The organism is Ruegeria sp. C5 (genome assembly GCF_056537605.1).
In genome coordinates this window covers 143562-160601 of sequence record NZ_JBQFRX010000004.1, presented here as the reverse complement: position 1 = coordinate 160601, position 17040 = coordinate 143562, and the positions used below count along the sequence as shown (strand labels likewise).

Below are 17040 nucleotides of genomic sequence, written 5' to 3'. Positions count from 1 at the left end.
ACGAAATATTAGTCCCTGAGTAATATTGCAACCGTTTTTGGTATCTATTTTGTAATTTTATGACCCAGCGGTTGCAGAAATACTTTCTGCACCTGCATCATTCTCAGCCCGAACAACGGGTTCTGATGCTGCCGCGTAATAAGCAAGCAGCTCTGATCGCTCGCCTGATGGGCGCAACACTCCAGCCTCGCGACGCAGAATCCGTCGCTCGACCAACTGATTGATGGCATCGTCAACAGCCTCTCCATCATCCTGGGCAACCGCGTCGCCGCCCAACGTCAGCAAACGCGCCTTCAACTCCTGCTCTGACATCTCACCTTCTTCCTGAACCAGCCGACACGCTGCAGGCACTGGAACAAAGGGAATTGCGGCGCCGATCCTGCGCATCAACTCGCGGGCCAGATCGGTCGTTAGGTCCCGTTCGTGCGCGACTCGAAATTCTTTCAGTGAAATCGGTGTCGCATACCGCACCGAGGCAATCCCGAATCTCTTGTAGCGCCCGACAAGCCTGCGCCAAATCTGCTTGAGCGACCAGCGGGTGATAACCCCGATCCGCGCGCGGAAGCGGCGTTCACTATCCTTCGCTGCCGCTGTTAATACGGTATCTTCAAGCACCCGATCATAGTTCAAAGCAACCGGAACAAACACCACATCCCGCCCCTGCGGTTCGACTCCGTCAAGGATATACTTCAACAATCCCAGCTTGGGGCGCCCCAGTTTGCCAGTCAGACTCAGCCCGCCCTCAGGGAACATGGCCTGCGTCACGCCCGCTTCGGTCGCGTGTCTTACATAGCTTGCAAGGACCTGTCGATATAGGTCGCTACCCGACTTGCGGCGAATGAAATAGGCCCCCATCGCGCGAATCAATCGACTTAGAGGCCAGACACGGGCCCATTCGCCCACAGCATAGGATAAGGTCGAATGATCTGCCGCCAGATAGGTGACCAGCACGTAATCCATATTGCTGCGGTGGTTCATGACATAAACGACCGTCGCATCGGGATCGATGCTGTCCAGCGCGGCTTTGTCCTCGTAACCCAACTGCACCTTGTAAAAGGCGTTGCTCAGCATGCGGGCAAAACGGATCGCGATGCTGAAATACGCCACTGTCGAGAATGAGGGCGCAATCTCGCGCGCATAACGCCGTGCTAATTCTGAGGCAACAGCGTCAGGCACACCTTCTTCTTTGGCATGCTGCTGCACCGCCCGGCTTACTTGCGGGTCATAGATAAGCCGTTGAATCATGTCATGCCGCCCCGCCAACTTGAACGGTTGGATCGGACGCTGCAGTCGCTTGTTCAACCGTGCGACGGCGCGCTCAAGGCGGCGGCGGAAAAACCAGCGCACCGACGGAAACAAAAAATGCGAGGCAAATGTGACCGCGGCAAACAGCACGATCAGCACAAACAGCCAAAGCGGGATTTCCACAGTCTGCATCATTCGGGCACAGTGCCATCAAACGCGACCACCCACAATCTGCAGAAACCGTCGATGCCGCAACGCAGCGAATTGACATGTACTGAAAATTACTATTTACCACCATAGAACGTAATTTTGTTACCCACCGATCCGCGAGGCCCGACCCATGACGCAGTTGCAGAAAGATCGCCCCTGGCTCATCCGTACATATGCCGGTCACTCAACGGCCAAAGCGTCAAATTCGCTTTATCGTGCGAACCTAGCCAAAGGTCAGACCGGCCTGTCCGTGGCCTTCGATCTGCCAACCCAAACAGGGTATGACAGCGATCACACTTTGGCGCGCGGCGAAGTTGGAAAAGTTGGGGTTCCGATCTGCCATCTGGGGGACATGCGGGTTCTGTTCGATCAAATTCCGCTGGAACAGATGAATACCTCGATGACGATCAATGCGACTGCTCCTTGGCTTTTGGCGCTATATATCGCAGTTGCCGAGGAACAGGGCGCGGATGTCTCGAAATTGCAGGGGACCGTCCAGAACGACCTGATCAAGGAATACCTGAGCCGCGGCACTTATGTGTGCCCACCCAAGCCATCGCTGAAGATGATCGCGGACGTGGCCGAATATTGCTACGATAACGTGCCCAAATGGAACCCGATGAATGTGTGTTCGTACCACCTGCAAGAAGCAGGCGCGACGCCCGAGCAAGAGCTGGCCTATGCTCTGGCGACTGCCATTGCAGTGCTGGACGAACTTCGCCCGCGCGTTCCGGCTGAAGACTTCCCGGCACTCTGCGGGCGGATTTCGTTTTTTGTGAATGCGGGCATCCGGTTTGTCACCGAAATGTGCAAAATGCGCGCCTTTGTGGATCTTTGGGACGAAATTCTGCAGCAGCGCTATGGCATTGAAGACCCCAAGTTCCGCCGATTCCGTTATGGCGTTCAGGTAAACTCGCTGGGACTGACCGAACAGCAGCCGGAAAACAACGTTTATCGCATACTGATTGAAATGCTTGCGGTGACGCTATCCAAACGTGCCCGCGCACGTGCGGTGCAGTTGCCTGCATGGAACGAAGCGCTCGGCCTGCCTCGTCCATGGGATCAACAATGGTCGATGCGGATGCAACAAATCCTCGCCTATGAAACCGATCTGCTGGAATATGGCGATTTGTTCGACGGCAATCCGGTTGTCGACGCCAAAGTCGAAGAACTTAAAAATGGCGCACGGGCCGAATTGGCTAATCTCGAATCGATGGGCGGCGCGGTAGCCTCGATCGAATACATGAAATCGCGGCTGGTCGAGTCCAATGCCGAGCGCCTGAACCGTATTGAACGCAATGAAACCGTTGTCGTTGGCGTAAACAAATGGACCGAGGGCGAAGCCTCACCTTTGCAGACCGAGGATGGCGGCATCATGGTCGTCGACCCGGCGGTTGAACAGGAACAAATCGGGCGCTTGAACGACTGGCGTGCGGATCGGGATGACGCCGCCGTGGCTGCGGCGTTACAAGCCCTGCGCGAAGCAGCGAAATCTGGTGCCAATGTGATGGCACCTTCAATCGCTGCGGCCAAGGCCGGTGTCACAACTGGCGAATGGGCCGAGGAAATGCGCAAGGCCTACGGTACATATCGTGGACCAACCGGCGTCTCGGGATCTGTTTCGAACAAAACCGAAGGTCTGGAAGACTTGCGCGCGGCCGTAGATGCGGTAAGCGACCGTCTGGGGCGCAGGCTGAAGTTTCTTGTTGGCAAACCTGGTCTTGACGGACACTCGAACGGAGCCGAACAGATCGCCTTCCGCGCACGCGACTGTGGCATGGATATCAGTTACGAAGGTATTCGTCTTACGCCCGAAGAAATCGTAACTGCGGCACAAGAAGACAAAGCGCATGTGATTGGTCTATCGATCCTCTCTGGCAGCCACCTGCCTTTGGTGAAGGACGTGATGACACGGCTGAAAGCAGCAGGGCTAAGCGATATTCCCGTCATTGTTGGTGGGATCATCCCCGATGAGGACGCGGATCAATTGCGTTCCATGGGTGTATCGAAAATCTATACGCCGAAAAATTTCGAATTGAATGCAATCATGGGCGATATCGTCACATTGGTTGACCCAACGGAAATTGCGGCTGAATAGAAAAGCATATTACAGAAATCTCCATTTCTATTTCCGGTAAAATGGGAATAGATAGGTTCGGGTTTATTCAATTTCCCCTGCAATAAGTAGGGGAATAGCCGAAATGGAGAAGATTATGGCGATCGATCTTGAAAAAATGTCGCGCAAAGAACTGCTCGAATTGCGCAATCGGGTCGAAAAGGCGCTAAAAGCCGCCGAAGTGCGTGAGCGAAAAGAAGCGTTGAAAGCCGCCGAAAAGGCGGCGGCGGAATATGGGTTTTCGTTGTCTGAATTGTCAGGAGACAGCGCTAAATCGGTAAAATCATCTAAAGCGAAGTATCAAAATCCGAACAATCCGTCGCAAACCTGGACCGGGCGGGGCCGCAAACCGCAGTGGGTTCATGACGCCATAAAAGCCGGTACCGATATTACTGATCTGGAAATCTGATCGGGGGCAAGTGGCAAAATGACTATCCATATTGGAGCCCAAAAAGGCGAGATTGCCGAAACCGTTCTTTTGCCCGGCGACCCGTATCGTGCAAAATGGGCGGCCGAAACGTTTCTTGAAGACATAAAGCTGGTAAACGAAGTGCGTGGCATGCTGGGGTTCACCGGCACCTGGAAAGGAAATCGTGTTACCATTCAGGGTAGTGGCATGGGGATGCCGTCTCTGTCGATCTACGTGAACGAATTGATCCGTGACTACGGCGCCAAAACTCTGATCCGGATCGGGTCATGTGGCGGGATGCAAGACAGTGTGAATGTGCGTGATGTTATTCTGGCGATGACGTCGACCACACTCAGCACCCCTTCGCGCGGGATCATGAGAGAAATGAACTTCGCCCCTTGCGCGGATTGGGGTCTTTTGCAGTCTGCAGCATTGGCTGCACAAGCCAAAGGTACGCCAACCCATGTTGGCGGCATCTATTCATCCGATGTCTTTTATGACGAACGCCCGGACCTGAACGAACAAATGGTTCGGCACGGTATTTTGGGTGTCGAGATGGAAGCGGCAGAGCTTTACATCCTTGCCGCGCGTCACAAATGCCGCGCATTGGCGGTACTGACAGTCTCGGACCACCTGCTGACCGGCGAAGCCCTGCCCTCCTCGGACCGAGAAAGCAGTTTTGGCGACATGGTCGAAATCGCGCTGCAGGCGGCGTTCCTGGACAGCTGAATTGCGCGATATCTAGCGCCCGTGCGTGCGGTCATATCCGTTGCGCGCGGGGCTGCGCCATCCCTCAAGAGCACCTTCAGCCGGGGCAAAGGTTTCTACCAGCAGGGGATAACAGGCTGCGGTATCCGATGAATGCTCGGACGAGCAATCACCGCCCGGGCACGCGCTTAGATTTCCCAGCAGGTCAATCTCGGCGAAAAACTCAAGATAGTCTCCCGGACGGACAGGTGAGGCTTTCATGAAATACTGCCCGGTATCACGCGTGAAACCGGTGCACATGAACACGTTCAATACATCATGTACCGCAGGCTCGGCTTCGGCCAAAGAGACGCCCAAATGATCCGCCAGCGCGCGTGTCAGATTCGAATGGCAACAGTGATGGTACTGGGATCCAGCTAGCAGATTACCGGTATAGGGATCACATCGGGTCCCGATCACATCGTGCACCGACCCGCCGAAATCATCGATTCCGTACCACCCCAGCGTATCTGCAATGATTGTCGCCATCGGTCGCATATGTGGAAAGCTCGACCACATGCGCTCACCCACGGTGATATGTGTGCCATGCAACGCGCGCGTCTTGCCGGAATAGAACCGCTCGGAAAGGTCGTTGAGGTTCCACAGGTTTAGATCGCCAACTTGCGATCCTTCAACAGAAGTGATCCTAAAGAAATGCCCTGCAGGCACCTCAAAGCATCGCGCATCTCGCGGTGGCACCAACACCTCACCCGTTTTGTGCGCTGTATCACGCGCAGTTTGATAGAGCCCTAGATCGGGTTTTGGTAGCCCTTCATTCGGGTAGCAAATAACGGGCGCAATCGCGCGGCGCGCATCTGCATCCATGGGTGGGCGGGGAGTATTCCGAGATTCTGACATGGGCCGAGAGTGGCGCAGTTCGGCCCGGTGGGAAACCCCCAACAGCAGCTATTGTCCTTTCAGACACTGCGTGGGCTCAACATCAGATTTTGACACCGCGCCACAGTAAGCACAGCGCCACTGGCCCTCGCTCCGATGTTGCCGCCACCTGCAGTCGCGCGTCAGAGACGACGTGCGGGACCGCCAGAAAAAATAGGCAAAAACGCCAGCGGCGAGCAGAAGCAATAGAACGGGCATAGCTCTGCATTGCCTATTGTGTCGTAATTTTCAAGCCCGCGCGACACGGTCAGGCCGCGTTCGCATATTCAAACAATTCTGGTGTTTCGTCTTTGGCCGGAACTTTGGGCTCGGGCGTATAGTAGGCCCAGGCTTGCTCCAGAAATTCCAGCGCTTTGGCCGCGTCGTGTTTTTGGTTTTGCATGTTCATCGGAGTGACCTCTTTTCGAACTCATCACTCCTCCCTGCGCCAACTTTAGATCCGCGCTCGTACAAGCGCATCGCATAGTTTTGCAGAGGCGGCATGCACTTGCCGCAACCCGGCAAGTGCTTTGTTTTGGTGCGTGATCAGACCGCGCGGTCCACCATCATCTTCTTGATTTCTGCAATCGCTTTGGCCGGATTCAGACCCTTGGGACAGGTCTTGGCGCAGTTCATGATGGTGTGGCAGCGATACAGCTTGAACGGATCTTCCAGCTCATCCAAGCGCTCACCGGTGGCCTCATCCCGACTGTCGATGATCCAGCGGTAAGCATGCAACAGCGCGGCAGGGCCGAGATAGCGGTCGCCGTTCCACCAGTAGCTGGGGCACGAGGTCGAGCAACTGGCACACATCACACATTCATAGAGACCATCCAATTTCTTGCGGTCTTCGATGGATTGCTTCCACTCTTTTGCCGGGCGATTGGTCTTGGTCTCCAACCACGGCATGATCGAGGCGTGTTGGGCGTAGAAATGAGTCAGATCAGGGATCAGGTCCTTGACCACCGGCATATGGGGCAGCGGGTAGATCTTCACGTCGCCCTTGATCTCATCCATCCCATAGATACAGGCCAGCGTGTTAATCCCGTCGATGTTCATCGCGCAGGACCCGCAGATGCCTTCGCGGCACGAACGGCGGAAGGTCAGAGTCGGATCGATCTCATTCTTGATCTTGATCAGAGCGTCCAGAACCATCGGGCCGCAAGTGTCCATGTCGACGAAATAAGTATCGACACGCGGGTTCTGGCCATCATCCGGGTTCCAGCGATAGATCTGGAATTTGCGCACATTGGTCGCGCCGTCGGGCTTGGGCCAGGTTTTACCGGTGGTGATCCGGGAATTCTTGGGGAGGGTCAGTTGTACCATAAGTTCCTCTCCTTAGAACGTCCGCGCCTTGGGCGCGATTCTTTTCATGCTTATGCCGCCCTCGTCTTCGGTCGTCAGCGGATCAACGATAACCGGACGGTAGCTAAGCTCTACTTTATTGCCATCGACACGGCTGACCGTGTGGACGCGCCAGTTCTCATCGTCGCGCTCTGTGAAATCTTCATGGGCGTGCGCACCGCGGGATTCCTTACGCGCTTCGGCACCAACGATGGTGGCGAGCGCGCTTGGCATCAGGTTGGTAAGCTCGAGCGTCTCCATCAGATCGCTGTTCCAGACCAACGATCTGTCAGAAACCTTCAGATCATCCATCTTGGCGGCGATCGCAGTCATCTTCTCGACGCCCTCAGCCATGGTCTTCGAGGTGCGGAAAACCGCCGCGTCCTCTTGCATGGTGCGCTGCATCTCAAGCCGCAGATCTGCGGTTGGAATTGCACCGCTGGCGTTGCGCGCCGCATCGAACCTGTCAAACGCCTTATCGACAGAGGCTTGGTTCAGAACCGGGTTCGACGCGTCGGCATCCACAACTTTGCCCGCTCGGATCGCCGCAGCGCGGCCAAAGACCACGAGGTCGATCAGCGAGTTTGAACCAAGACGGTTTGCCCCGTGAACCGAGGCACACCCGGCCTCGCCCACAGCCATCAGACCAGGCACCACGGCGGTCGGGTTGTCGGCTGTCGGGTTCAGAACTTCACCCCAATAGTTCGTCGGGATACCGCCCATGTTGTAGTGCACGGTCGGCAGAACCGGGATCGGTTCCTTGGTAACATCAACCCCTGCAAAGACGCGCGCAGATTCTGAAATGCCCGGTAGGCGTTCCGCCAAAGCTTCGGCTGGCAAATGGCTGAGGTTCAGGTGGATGTGGTCGCCGTTGTCACCATGTCCGCGCCCTTCGCGAATTTCCATGGTCATTGAACGGCTAACGTAGTCGCGCGGCGCGAGGTCTTTGTACTGGGGCGCATAGCGCTCCATGAACCGCTCGCCTTCCGAGTTGGTCAGGTATCCGCCTTCACCACGTGCACCTTCGGTGATCAGGCAGCCCGATCCGTAGATGCCGGTTGGGTGGAACTGAACAAACTCCATATCCTGCAGTGCAAGACCCGCGCGGGCCACCATACCGCCACCGTCGCCGGTGCAGGTATGTGCCGAGGTTGCACTGAAATAGGCGCGGCCATAGCCGCCGGTCGCCAGAACAACCATCTTGGCGTTGAAGACGTGCATCGTGCCGTCGTCCAACTTCCAGCACACGACACCCTGACACTGTCCGTCCTCAGACATTATCAGATCAATGGCGAAATACTCGATGTAGAACTCAGCGTTGTTCTTCAGCGATTGACCATACAGCGTGTGCAGGATCGCATGACCGGTCCGGTCGGCGGCGGCACAGGTCCGCTGCACAGCGGGGCCTTCGCCAAATTCGGTGGTGTGGCCACCAAATGGGCGCTGATAGATCTTGCCTTCTTCGGTCCGGCTGAATGGCACTCCGTAGTGTTCTAGCTCATATACGGCTTTGGGTGCTTCACGCGCGAGGTATTCCATCGCATCGGTGTCACCCAGCCAGTCCGAGCCCTTTACGGTGTCATACATGTGCCACTGCCAATGGTCTGGCCCCATATTCGACAAGGACGCCGCAATGCCGCCTTGGGCGGCCACTGTGTGTGAACGGGTCGGGAATACCTTCGTCACGCAAGCGGTGCGCAAACCCTGCTCGGCCATGCCCAATGTTGCACGCAGACCCGCGCCACCGGCACCGACAACCACCACGTCATATTCGTGGGTTTCGTATTCATATGCTGCTGTCATTGTTCTTGTTCCTTACTGCGCATATCCGAGGGCCAGACGCGCGAGCGCAAACAGACCCGCAGCAATGAGTGTGTATGCAAAAGCTTGCGCGGCCATCAGCGCCAGCTTTTCCGCGACGCCATGCACGTAGTCCTCAATCGCTTCCTGGGCTTCGCGCAACAAATGCGGGACGACAACAACCAGTGTCAGACCCATGATAATCGCCGGGAACGGGCGGCTGTAATAGGCCAGAGCCTCTTCGTAGGTTCCGCCTAGGGCGTGCCCGAAGGTAAATACAAACAGCGGAACAAGGATGACCAATGCCGCCGAGCTGAGCATCATTTGCCAGTGGTGATGTGTACCTGCACGTCCGGCCCCCATGCCCTTCGCGCGTTTACGGTCTGTGAGAAACTGCATCGCGAACCTCCCCTTAAAGCGCTACGGCTGTGATCAGAGCCAGAACAGTTGCCAGCACGAACATGCCAATGCCCATCTTCTCGGACACCTCAACATCCACGCAATATCCCAGATCCCAGATGACGTGCCGCAAACGGCCCAGCATGTGATAGAAAATGGCCCAAGCCGCGCCGAACATGATCAGATCACCCAGGAAACTGGTCATCAATCCATTGATCAGCTCAAAGGCGCTTTCCGATGTGGCCGCAGCAAGTAACCACCAGACGACCAACAAAGCCAAACCAAAAGACGCAAGACCCGTGATGCGCACCATAATCGAAGATATGGACGTCATCTGTGGACGATAGATCGTCAAATGTGGAGAAAGCGGGCGGTTGCCTCGATTTACATCGGCCATGTTGGCTCCTTTTCGGTTGGCTACCGAACGTTTTACTGTTTTTTACGACTCTGTCACGCGCTGCAGGTGCAAAATCCAGTAAATTTAACGCAAAATCGCTGATAAGCCGTGTTTGTGATCACACAAAATATTCTCGTGATCACAAATCACATTCGATACCGCCAATGTTAGCGTTTTCAATGAAAAAGCAATGTGATCACGAATCTATTATTGGAGCGGCGTCAGCCCTGCAGTCTGCTGTGTCACCTCGCGTAAAAGCTTCTTGCGAATACGTTCGGGATAATCCGCGAAGCCTGCTGCAGAGACGACAAAGGCCCCCTCGCCAACGATGACGTTCTCGAAGAAATAGGCTGTCAGATCGGGTTCACTTTCTTCTATCGCGATCGCGTTCACTGTGATGCCGCGATCCCGCAGTTTGGCGTGGATGGTCGACGGCTCGATTCCTTCATTCGAAATTCCGTCGCCCGAAAGATCAATAAGATGCCTTTCGCATTCGGGCACGTCGTCAAAGCTGGCAACCGTCATATCGAGCGCCTCACCTATCGCAGTTGAGAAGTTACGCCAGACACGAGGATCAGCTGCGACCTGATCAGCAAAACTGTCCAGGGTGTTAAAACTATCGATCCGGGTCCAGGGGATCGTGATCCTCTGGCGAGAACTACCTGTCCATTGCACAAGCATCAGCCGAGCCTGTCCGCGCACCAAGGCCTCGGATACGATGGGGTCCCGCAGACCTGCGGCAAGACCGTCCATTTGGATACGATATTCCTCGGAATCAACCGAGCCTGAAACGTCTACGGCCAAGGCCAGAGCCAAATCACAAGCATAGGCCTGAGATGCCAGATACAGGCTGGCGGCGAGCGCACGAAACATCATCATGCGCCAAGCGTAGCATGGATTTCGCGGACCGCGATCACTTGAATGTCAGCCGCCAGAAGGCATTGGCTACATTGGCATAATAGCCCAATAATCCAAATCTAACAAAACGTTAGGAAGATATCTCCCCTCGTCATTGCGCAGAACGAAGGGCTCGCCGCCTTTGGTCGCAACCAAGCGCAAGCGGATGGCACCGATTCCGGGAGTTCCAGTCTCGGCCTTGTCCAAAACCTCGGACCAGGCTTTGATCGTATCGCCCGAGAAACAAGGGTTGGCGTGGGCACCGCCGTTCAGGCCAACGATCATCTGCGCATTCGCCAGGCCATTAAACGACAAGGCACGCGCCATCGAGATAACGTGGCCGCCATAGATCAACCGCCCCTCTGGTCGGAAGGTGAGGTCGAAATGCACTTTGGCGGTGTTCTGCCACAGGCGGGTGGCCAGCATGTGCTCGGCCTCTTCGAGGGTCACGCCATCGACGTGATCAATCGTTTCTTCCGTGTTGTACGCATCCCAGCGGTGGTTTTCGCCGGATTGTACAAAATTGTATTTCGAGAAATCGAGCCCCTGTGGTACCACCAGATCGCTGACATCAAGCGCCTTTTTCAGATTGGGCACCACCGTCTCTGGTGCAGGCGCATCGAGGTTTGATTTGCGCACCATGACCCAGCGAACATACTCGATCACCACTTCGTCGCGTTGGTTCAGCCCGCGGGTGCGGACCCAGACGACACCGGTTTTGCCGTTCGAGTTCTGCTTGAGGCCGATCACCTCAGATTCAGCGCGCAGCGTATCACCGGGGTAGACCGGTTGCAGCCAGCGCCCTTCGGCATAACCCAGATTAGCCACCGCATTCAGCGAGATATCGGGAACCGTTTTACCGAACACCACATGGAAGGCCGCCAGATCGTCAATCGGACTTTGCGGCAGGCCACAATTCCGGGCGAACTCATCCGAGGAATAGAGTGCGTGTCGCGCGGGATAGAGCGCGTGATAAAGCGCGCGCTCGCCATCTGTCACCGTGCGCGGCACGGCGTGATGCAGGATCTGCCCGACTGAATAATCCTCGAAAAAGTTACCCGGATTGGTTTTTGCCATTATTGCTGTCCCAGTTTCATGTCGGGGGTGTAATCAGCGGCGACCTCTTTGGTCACAGCCTGCGCGCAACGCATCACGTTATTTGCGGCGTCAAAGGCATAAGACGGGTCGCCATAAAGCTCCCATCCCTTTGCCAACGCGTCCGAGACCTTGTGGCAGAAGGCTGATGTGTCTTCCTCGGTCAACAAACGATAAAGTTTCGCCATTGATTAGGCCCCTTATCCACCAAACGGAGACGGACCAACCAGCCCGTGAATATAGCCCACGACGCCCAGCAGCACGATGGAGCCCACAAAGAACATGGCATCTTTGCCGTATGTGCCGGGTTCGCCCGGTGCCCAGTCTGGTTCGGATTTGTTGATCACGATCACTTCGACAATTGCCCAGGCCAGCAAGCCACCAAACAGGATGATCGAGGCCAGATCACCGTTCACCAACAGGTGCGCAAATGCCCAGAGTTTAAAGCCACCCAGCATGGGGTGACGGACCTTGTTCAACAGGCGACCTTTGGTTCCCGCAGGGCTGGCCAGATAGAACGCGATCAACACCAGCAGGTTGTTGACGTGAATCAGAAAGGTTGGCGGCGCCCAGACATATATGAAATCGGTCATGCGATAACCGAAGATCATCAACAATACCGAGGCCACCAAGGCGAGCGCCACGACGCCCTTGCCCGCGTCGCCCATGGCGGCACGTCGTTCCGGCATCGCGCGCTTAAAAAGATGTGCGACCCACCAAAGTGCCACACCAAGGATCAGAAGAACAAAGCCCATACTGGCTTACCCCGCTTGCAAAGCTACTATCGCCTCTGCTTTTGCCAGAGTTTCACGGGCAGTTACAACGTGTAGGTTTTCAACAATCTTGCCATCGACAACGGCGACCCCCTGCCCCTGAGACTCGGTTTCCTCGAAAGCGGCAATCTGACGGCGAGCCAGATCAATCTCAACTTCGGAAGGGGCAAAGGCGGAGTTTGCGATGTCGACCTGGGCCGGGTGGATCAGGGTTTTGCCATCAAAGCCCATGTCGCGGCCCTGGGCACACTCGGCGGCCAGACCGTCGGTGTCCTTGAAGGCATTGTAGACGCCATCGACGATGATCAGCCCCTCGACCTTGGCCGCCAACAGGCACAGGCCAAGCGAGGTCATCATCGGCAAACGGTCGGGGCGGAAGCGCGTCTGCAGCTCTTTCGCAAGATCGTTGGTCCCCATGACAAAGCCTGCCATCAGCGGATGTGCGGCAATTTCGGCTGCGTTCAGCATCCCGCGCGGCGTCTCCATCATCGCCCAGATCGGCAGGTCTCCGGTGATTGAGGTCAGCGCATCCACATCCGCAGCAGAACTCACCTTTGGCAACAGAACGGCATCTGCATCCATCTCGCGCACGGCTTCGGCATCCGCGCGCCCCCATTCGGTATCAAGCCCGTTGATCCGCACAATCTTGACCCGAGCACCATAGCCTCCGGCGGCCAAAGCCGCCTTGAGGGTCTCGCGCGCGTTCTCTTTCTCATCAGCCGCAACCGCGTCTTCAAGGTCAAAGATGATGGCGTCCACCGGCAATGTGCGGGCCTTATCAAGCGCGCGTTCACGCGAGCCGGGGATGTATAGTACCGAGCGATAGGGGCGTTGGCGCGGGTCCACTGGACTCTCCCATTGAAATAATGTTGCGCGGAATGGGGCATTTTTTGACGGAAAGTTCAAGAACAAAATCGCCGCAGCGCAGCATTTCCTGCGCTGCGCAACGTGCGTTGCCTTAACGCGATGTCCTTTTGCCTACGGCACGCTGCTTTGAGGAAGAGCTTGAAAGGGGTGACCAATGAAAACGATTATGCTGAAAATGACGATTGGCTTGGGCATCATGGTACTGGTAGCGCAACAAGTCAGCGCACAGAATTGTGCGCCACGCGAGGACGTGATCAAGCGATTGGCAAAGTCCTACGGCGAAACCCGACGAGGCATCGGTATTGCGCGTCAGGGAGCGGTGATGGAGGTTTTTGCCTCGGACCAAACCGGCAGCTGGACCATTGTTGTGACCTTGCCGGAAGGTGTGACCTGCCTGATCGCCTCGGGCCAGTCTTATGAAACACTGGCCGAAACGCTGCCGCCCAACACCTAAACCAGCGCATCCCAGATCAGTTTGCTTCCCGTCAGGGTCAGCAAGACATAGGCAATGTTGAAAAACAATCGTTCGGAGAGCATGAAATGCGCCCGGACGCCCAGCCAGGCCCCGAGGATCGCAAACGGGGTCAGCAACAGGTCTGCCAAGGCTGTGTGCCAAGTGAAGAGGCCCAGATAGGCGAAGGGCACGAATTTGACGGCGTTGATTACCCAGAAGACCAGCACGGTCGAGGCTTGAAATTCGGTTTTCGTCAGGCGTTGTGACAGCAGGTACACGGCGGCGGGTGGGCCGCCCGCATGGCTGACAAAGCTGGTGAATCCGGCGATAAGCCCGGCAAACAAACCGGCCGATGGAGGCAATTGGTTGGCAAAGCCCCGTACCCAGCCTCTGGTCAGGGCAACGTGCCAGATCACAAAACCGACCGATATTCCGCCAATCAACAGACGTAGCAGATCGTCATCCGTCGCACGATAAAGCCACGCGCCCAGCGCGATACCGGGTACTGCGCCCAACATCAGAAGGCGCGAATCTGGCCAGCTCCAGCGTTTCCAATACGGCTTTAACGTCGCCAGATCGATCACCATCAGTATCGGCAGCATTAGCGCTAGCGCCTGTCCTGGCGTCAGTATCAGAGCCAGAATCGACGAAGATGCAAACGCCACTCCCGAGCCGAACCCACCTTTCGAGATGCCCGCGAAGATCACCGCCGGGATCGCCACTGCAAAAAACATCAGGTTCATGTCGAGCATCAGGCACCCCGGAAATATGCATGATTCACAGGCGGTTTAGCGCAATCGGCGGGGTGTGTGCAAACGGTATGCGGTGGCATGCCGCGCCGCAGAAGGCTTGCGTGACGCCGCTTTTGCGACTAGCACAACCGCGATTTCAAAACCGACCGGAGATATTCCAAATGGCCAGACCCAAGATCGCGCTGATCGGCGCAGGTCAGATCGGCGGCACGCTCGCCCACCTCGCTGCAATGAAAGAACTTGGTGACGTCGTGCTGTTCGACATCGCCGAAGGCACCCCGGAAGGAAAGGCGCTGGACATCGCCGAATCCGGCCCCTCGGAAGGCTTCGACGCCAAACTGAAGGGCACCCAGTCCTATGAGGACATCGCCGGTGCCGACGTCTGCATCGTCACCGCTGGCGTGCCGCGCAAGCCGGGCATGAGCCGCGACGACTTGCTGGGCATCAACCTGAAGGTCATGAAATCGGTCGGTGAAGGCATCGCCGCAAACGCTCCGGATGCGTTCGTCATCTGCATCACCAACCCGCTGGACGCGATGGTTTGGGCGCTGCGTGAATTCTCGGGCCTGCCGCACAACAAAGTCTGCGGCATGGCGGGCGTTCTGGACTCGGGCCGTTTCGCACACTTCTTGTCAGAAGAGTTCAATGTGTCCATGCGCGACGTCACCGCCTTTGTTCTGGGAGGCCATGGCGACACAATGGTGCCTTCGGTGCGCTACTCGACCGTTGCCGGTATCCCGTTGCCCGATCTGGTTGAGATGGGCTGGACCACGCAGGAAAAACTGGACGCCATCGTTCAGCGCACCCGTGACGGCGGCGCAGAAATCGTTGGCCTGCTGAAGACCGGCTCGGCTTTCTATGCACCGGCGACTTCGGCGATCGAAATGGCCGAAGCCTATTTGAAAGATCAGAAGCGCGTTCTGCCTTGTGCTGCCTATTGCAACGGCGAACTGGGTGTCGACGGCATGTATGTCGGCGTGCCTACCGTAATCGGTGCAGGTGGCATCGAGCGCGTCGTCGACATCAAGCTGAACGAAGAAGAACAGGCCGGTTTCGACAATTCGGTCAATGCCGTTAAGGGCCTGATCGAAGCATGCAAGGGCATCGACAGCTCGCTGGCCTAAGTCACGAACCCTAGAATCAATGAACCGGCCCTCTTCACGGGCCGGTTTTCTTTTACACGGTGCCAAGCTGGCTAAAAGATGTTCGCGCAAACGTCGCAAAACTCATCTATGAATGTGTTTTGTGGGCATGATCCCGGATCATCGAATCAATTTCCACGCCCCGCAATTTTTGTGATCACACCCCAAAAACCTGTGATCACAAATACTGAAAATCTTCGACAATTTCCCGTGACCCGTCAAAAAACTCTTTAATTTTGGCGCTTAGACACCCCTATAACGGTGTAATCGTAGTCAGACGGGACAATTTCGATGAACATTCACGAATATCAAGCCAAAGCGCTTCTTCGCAGCTATGGCGCTCCGGTCTCCGATGGTCGCGCAGTTCTGCGCGCCGAGGAAGCCAAAACCGCAGCCGGTGAATTGGACGGGCCGCTTTGGGTCGTCAAGGCGCAAATCCACGCGGGTGGTCGCGGCAAGGGTTCCTTTAAAGAGGCCGACGCCGGTGAAAAAGGCGGTGTCCGTCTGACCAAATCGGTGGAAGAAGCCGCCGAAGAAGCCAAGAAGATGCTTGGCCGCACGCTGGTCACCCATCAGACCGGCCCCGCAGGCAAGCAGGTGAACCGCATCTACATCGAAGCCGGTTCGGGCATCGAACGTGAACTTTACCTAGCCCTGCTGGTGGACCGCCAGACCAGCCGTATCTCATTCGTATGCTCGACCGAAGGCGGCATGGACATCGAAGAGGTGGCCGCTGCGACGCCTGAGAAAATCCTGTCCTTCTCGGTTGATCCCGCCACTGGTTATCAGCCCTATCACGGCCGCCGCATCGCGTTCTCGTTGGGACTGGAAGGCGCGCAGGTCAAACAATGCGTCAAGCTAATGAACCAGCTCTACAATGCCTTCGTCGAGAAGGACATGGAGATGCTGGAGATCAACCCGCTGATCGTCTCGGACAAAGGCGACCTGAAAGTACTGGACGCAAAAGTCGGCTTTGATGGTAACGCGGTATACCGCCACCCGGATATTGCCGAGTTGCGCGACACGACCGAGGAAGACCCCAAGGAACTGGAAGCGTCCAAATACGACCTGAACTACATCGCGCTGGACGGTGAGATCGGCTGCATGGTCAACGGTGCTGGTCTGGCGATGGCGACGATGGACATCATCAAGCTTTACGGTGCCGAGCCTGCCAACTTCCTGGATGTTGGCGGTGGCGCGACCAAAGAGAAAGTGACCGAGGCGTTCAAGATCATCACCTCGGATCCGAACGTCAAAGGCATTCTGGTCAACATCTTCGGCGGCATCATGCGCTGTGATGTGATTGCCGAGGGCGTCGTTGCCGCGGTGAAAGAGGTGGGCCTTCAGGTCCCGCTGGTCGTGCGTCTGGAAGGCACGAATGTCGAGAAGGGCAAAGAGATCATCAACACCTCGGGCCTCGATGTGATCGCGGCGGACAACCTGAAAGACGGTGCCGAGAAGATCGTGAAGGCCGTCAAAGGCTGAGTGTCATCCCGTAGGGTGGGCGTCAGCCCGCC

The 17040-nt window shown here is 56.4% G+C and carries 19 protein-coding genes; 6 read left to right on the top strand and 13 right to left on the bottom strand.

Features of this window, described 5'->3' with window-relative positions:
• Window positions 1–57: 57 nt before the first annotated feature.
• Window positions 58–1440: a 1-acyl-sn-glycerol-3-phosphate acyltransferase gene (locus ACR0AW_RS15210; RefSeq protein WP_170733581.1), complete on the bottom strand. Its 1383-nt coding sequence runs from the start codon at window positions 1438–1440 to the stop codon at window positions 58–60.
• A 145-nt stretch (window positions 1441–1585) separates the two neighbouring features.
• Here ACR0AW_RS15210 and ACR0AW_RS15205 point away from each other — a divergent pair, with 145 nt between their 5' ends.
• The 3 genes from ACR0AW_RS15205 (at window position 1586) to deoD (ending at window position 4709) form a co-directional block, all read left to right on the top strand.
• A complete protein-coding gene (locus ACR0AW_RS15205) occupies window positions 1586–3553 on the top strand; it encodes a protein meaA (protein WP_170733580.1) in 1968 nt (655 codons plus the stop codon).
• Between the two features lie 115 nt (window positions 3554–3668).
• The gene (locus ACR0AW_RS15200; RefSeq protein WP_170647115.1) at window positions 3669–3980 is read left to right on the top strand and encodes an H-NS histone family protein; all 312 of its coding nucleotides are present in this window, start codon (window positions 3669–3671) and stop codon (window positions 3978–3980) included.
• An 18-nt stretch (window positions 3981–3998) separates the two neighbouring features.
• Complete coding sequence (gene deoD / locus ACR0AW_RS15195) at window positions 3999–4709, top strand: purine-nucleoside phosphorylase (protein WP_170733579.1); 711 nt, start codon at window positions 3999–4001, stop codon at window positions 4707–4709.
• A gap of 12 nt (window positions 4710–4721) precedes the next feature.
• Here the strand turns inward: deoD and ACR0AW_RS15190 are convergent, their stop codons facing one another.
• From ACR0AW_RS15190 to ACR0AW_RS15140, 11 genes are all read right to left on the bottom strand, one after another.
• Window positions 4722–5585, bottom strand: a complete 864-nt coding sequence (locus tag ACR0AW_RS15190) for a DUF1989 domain-containing protein (RefSeq protein ID WP_170513058.1) — start codon at window positions 5583–5585, stop codon at window positions 4722–4724.
• A gap of 286 nt (window positions 5586–5871) precedes the next feature.
• Entirely contained in the window at window positions 5872–6012 is a 141-nt protein-coding gene (locus tag ACR0AW_RS15185; RefSeq protein WP_170395806.1) for a hypothetical protein, read from the bottom strand.
• Between the two features lie 137 nt (window positions 6013–6149).
• The gene (locus ACR0AW_RS15180; RefSeq protein ID WP_170408332.1) at window positions 6150–6929 is read right to left on the bottom strand and encodes a succinate dehydrogenase iron-sulfur subunit; all 780 of its coding nucleotides are present in this window, start codon (window positions 6927–6929) and stop codon (window positions 6150–6152) included.
• A gap of 12 nt (window positions 6930–6941) precedes the next feature.
• Window positions 6942–8750, bottom strand: a complete 1809-nt coding sequence (gene sdhA / locus ACR0AW_RS15175; protein WP_170395802.1) for a succinate dehydrogenase flavoprotein subunit — start codon at window positions 8748–8750, stop codon at window positions 6942–6944.
• Between the two features lie 12 nt (window positions 8751–8762).
• Complete coding sequence (locus tag ACR0AW_RS15170; RefSeq protein WP_170733578.1) at window positions 8763–9146, bottom strand: succinate dehydrogenase, hydrophobic membrane anchor protein; 384 nt, start codon at window positions 9144–9146, stop codon at window positions 8763–8765.
• A gap of 13 nt (window positions 9147–9159) precedes the next feature.
• Complete coding sequence (gene sdhC, locus ACR0AW_RS15165; RefSeq protein WP_170423721.1) at window positions 9160–9543, bottom strand: succinate dehydrogenase, cytochrome b556 subunit; 384 nt, start codon at window positions 9541–9543, stop codon at window positions 9160–9162.
• A 207-nt stretch (window positions 9544–9750) separates the two neighbouring features.
• Window positions 9751–10422 (bottom strand): DUF1194 domain-containing protein, encoded by a 672-nt coding sequence (locus ACR0AW_RS15160; RefSeq protein WP_370644346.1) that lies wholly within the window; start codon window positions 10420–10422, stop codon window positions 9751–9753.
• Window positions 10423–10488: 66 nt separating this feature from the next.
• A complete protein-coding gene (locus tag ACR0AW_RS15155; RefSeq protein ID WP_170733577.1) occupies window positions 10489–11517 on the bottom strand; it encodes a MaoC family dehydratase in 1029 nt (342 codons plus the stop codon).
• Window positions 11517–11723 carry a DUF1737 domain-containing protein gene (locus tag ACR0AW_RS15150; RefSeq protein WP_170408336.1) on the bottom strand — a complete coding sequence of 69 codons (207 nt, stop codon included), beginning with the start codon at window positions 11721–11723 and terminating at the stop codon, window positions 11517–11519. The genes ACR0AW_RS15155 and ACR0AW_RS15150 overlap by 1 nt, the downstream gene beginning before the upstream one ends.
• 12 nt (window positions 11724–11735) lie before the next feature.
• Complete coding sequence (locus ACR0AW_RS15145) at window positions 11736–12290, bottom strand: NnrU family protein (protein ID WP_170733576.1); 555 nt, start codon at window positions 12288–12290, stop codon at window positions 11736–11738.
• A 6-nt stretch (window positions 12291–12296) separates the two neighbouring features.
• Window positions 12297–13154 (bottom strand): HpcH/HpaI aldolase/citrate lyase family protein, encoded by an 858-nt coding sequence (locus ACR0AW_RS15140; RefSeq protein ID WP_170733575.1) that lies wholly within the window; start codon window positions 13152–13154, stop codon window positions 12297–12299.
• 175 nt (window positions 13155–13329) lie between these two features.
• On the opposite strand from ACR0AW_RS15140, the gene ACR0AW_RS15135 reads away from it, so the two are divergent.
• Window positions 13330–13629 (top strand): hypothetical protein, encoded by a 300-nt coding sequence (locus ACR0AW_RS15135; RefSeq protein WP_170733574.1) that lies wholly within the window; start codon window positions 13330–13332, stop codon window positions 13627–13629.
• Here ACR0AW_RS15135 and ACR0AW_RS15130 read toward each other — a convergent pair.
• Window positions 13626–14381: a sulfite exporter TauE/SafE family protein gene (locus tag ACR0AW_RS15130; RefSeq protein ID WP_170733573.1), complete on the bottom strand. Its 756-nt coding sequence runs from the start codon at window positions 14379–14381 to the stop codon at window positions 13626–13628. The genes ACR0AW_RS15135 and ACR0AW_RS15130 overlap by 4 nt on opposite strands.
• Before the next feature lie 161 nt (window positions 14382–14542).
• Here ACR0AW_RS15130 and mdh point away from each other — a divergent pair, with 161 nt between their 5' ends.
• Both mdh and sucC read left to right on the top strand, forming a co-directional pair.
• Window positions 14543–15505, top strand: a complete 963-nt coding sequence (mdh, locus tag ACR0AW_RS15125) for a malate dehydrogenase (protein ID WP_170353522.1) — start codon at window positions 14543–14545, stop codon at window positions 15503–15505.
• Window positions 15506–15814: 309 nt separating this feature from the next.
• Window positions 15815–17008 carry an ADP-forming succinate--CoA ligase subunit beta gene (sucC, locus tag ACR0AW_RS15120; RefSeq protein ID WP_170395786.1) on the top strand — a complete coding sequence of 398 codons (1194 nt, stop codon included), beginning with the start codon at window positions 15815–15817 and terminating at the stop codon, window positions 17006–17008.
• Window positions 17009–17040 lie beyond the last annotated feature (32 nt).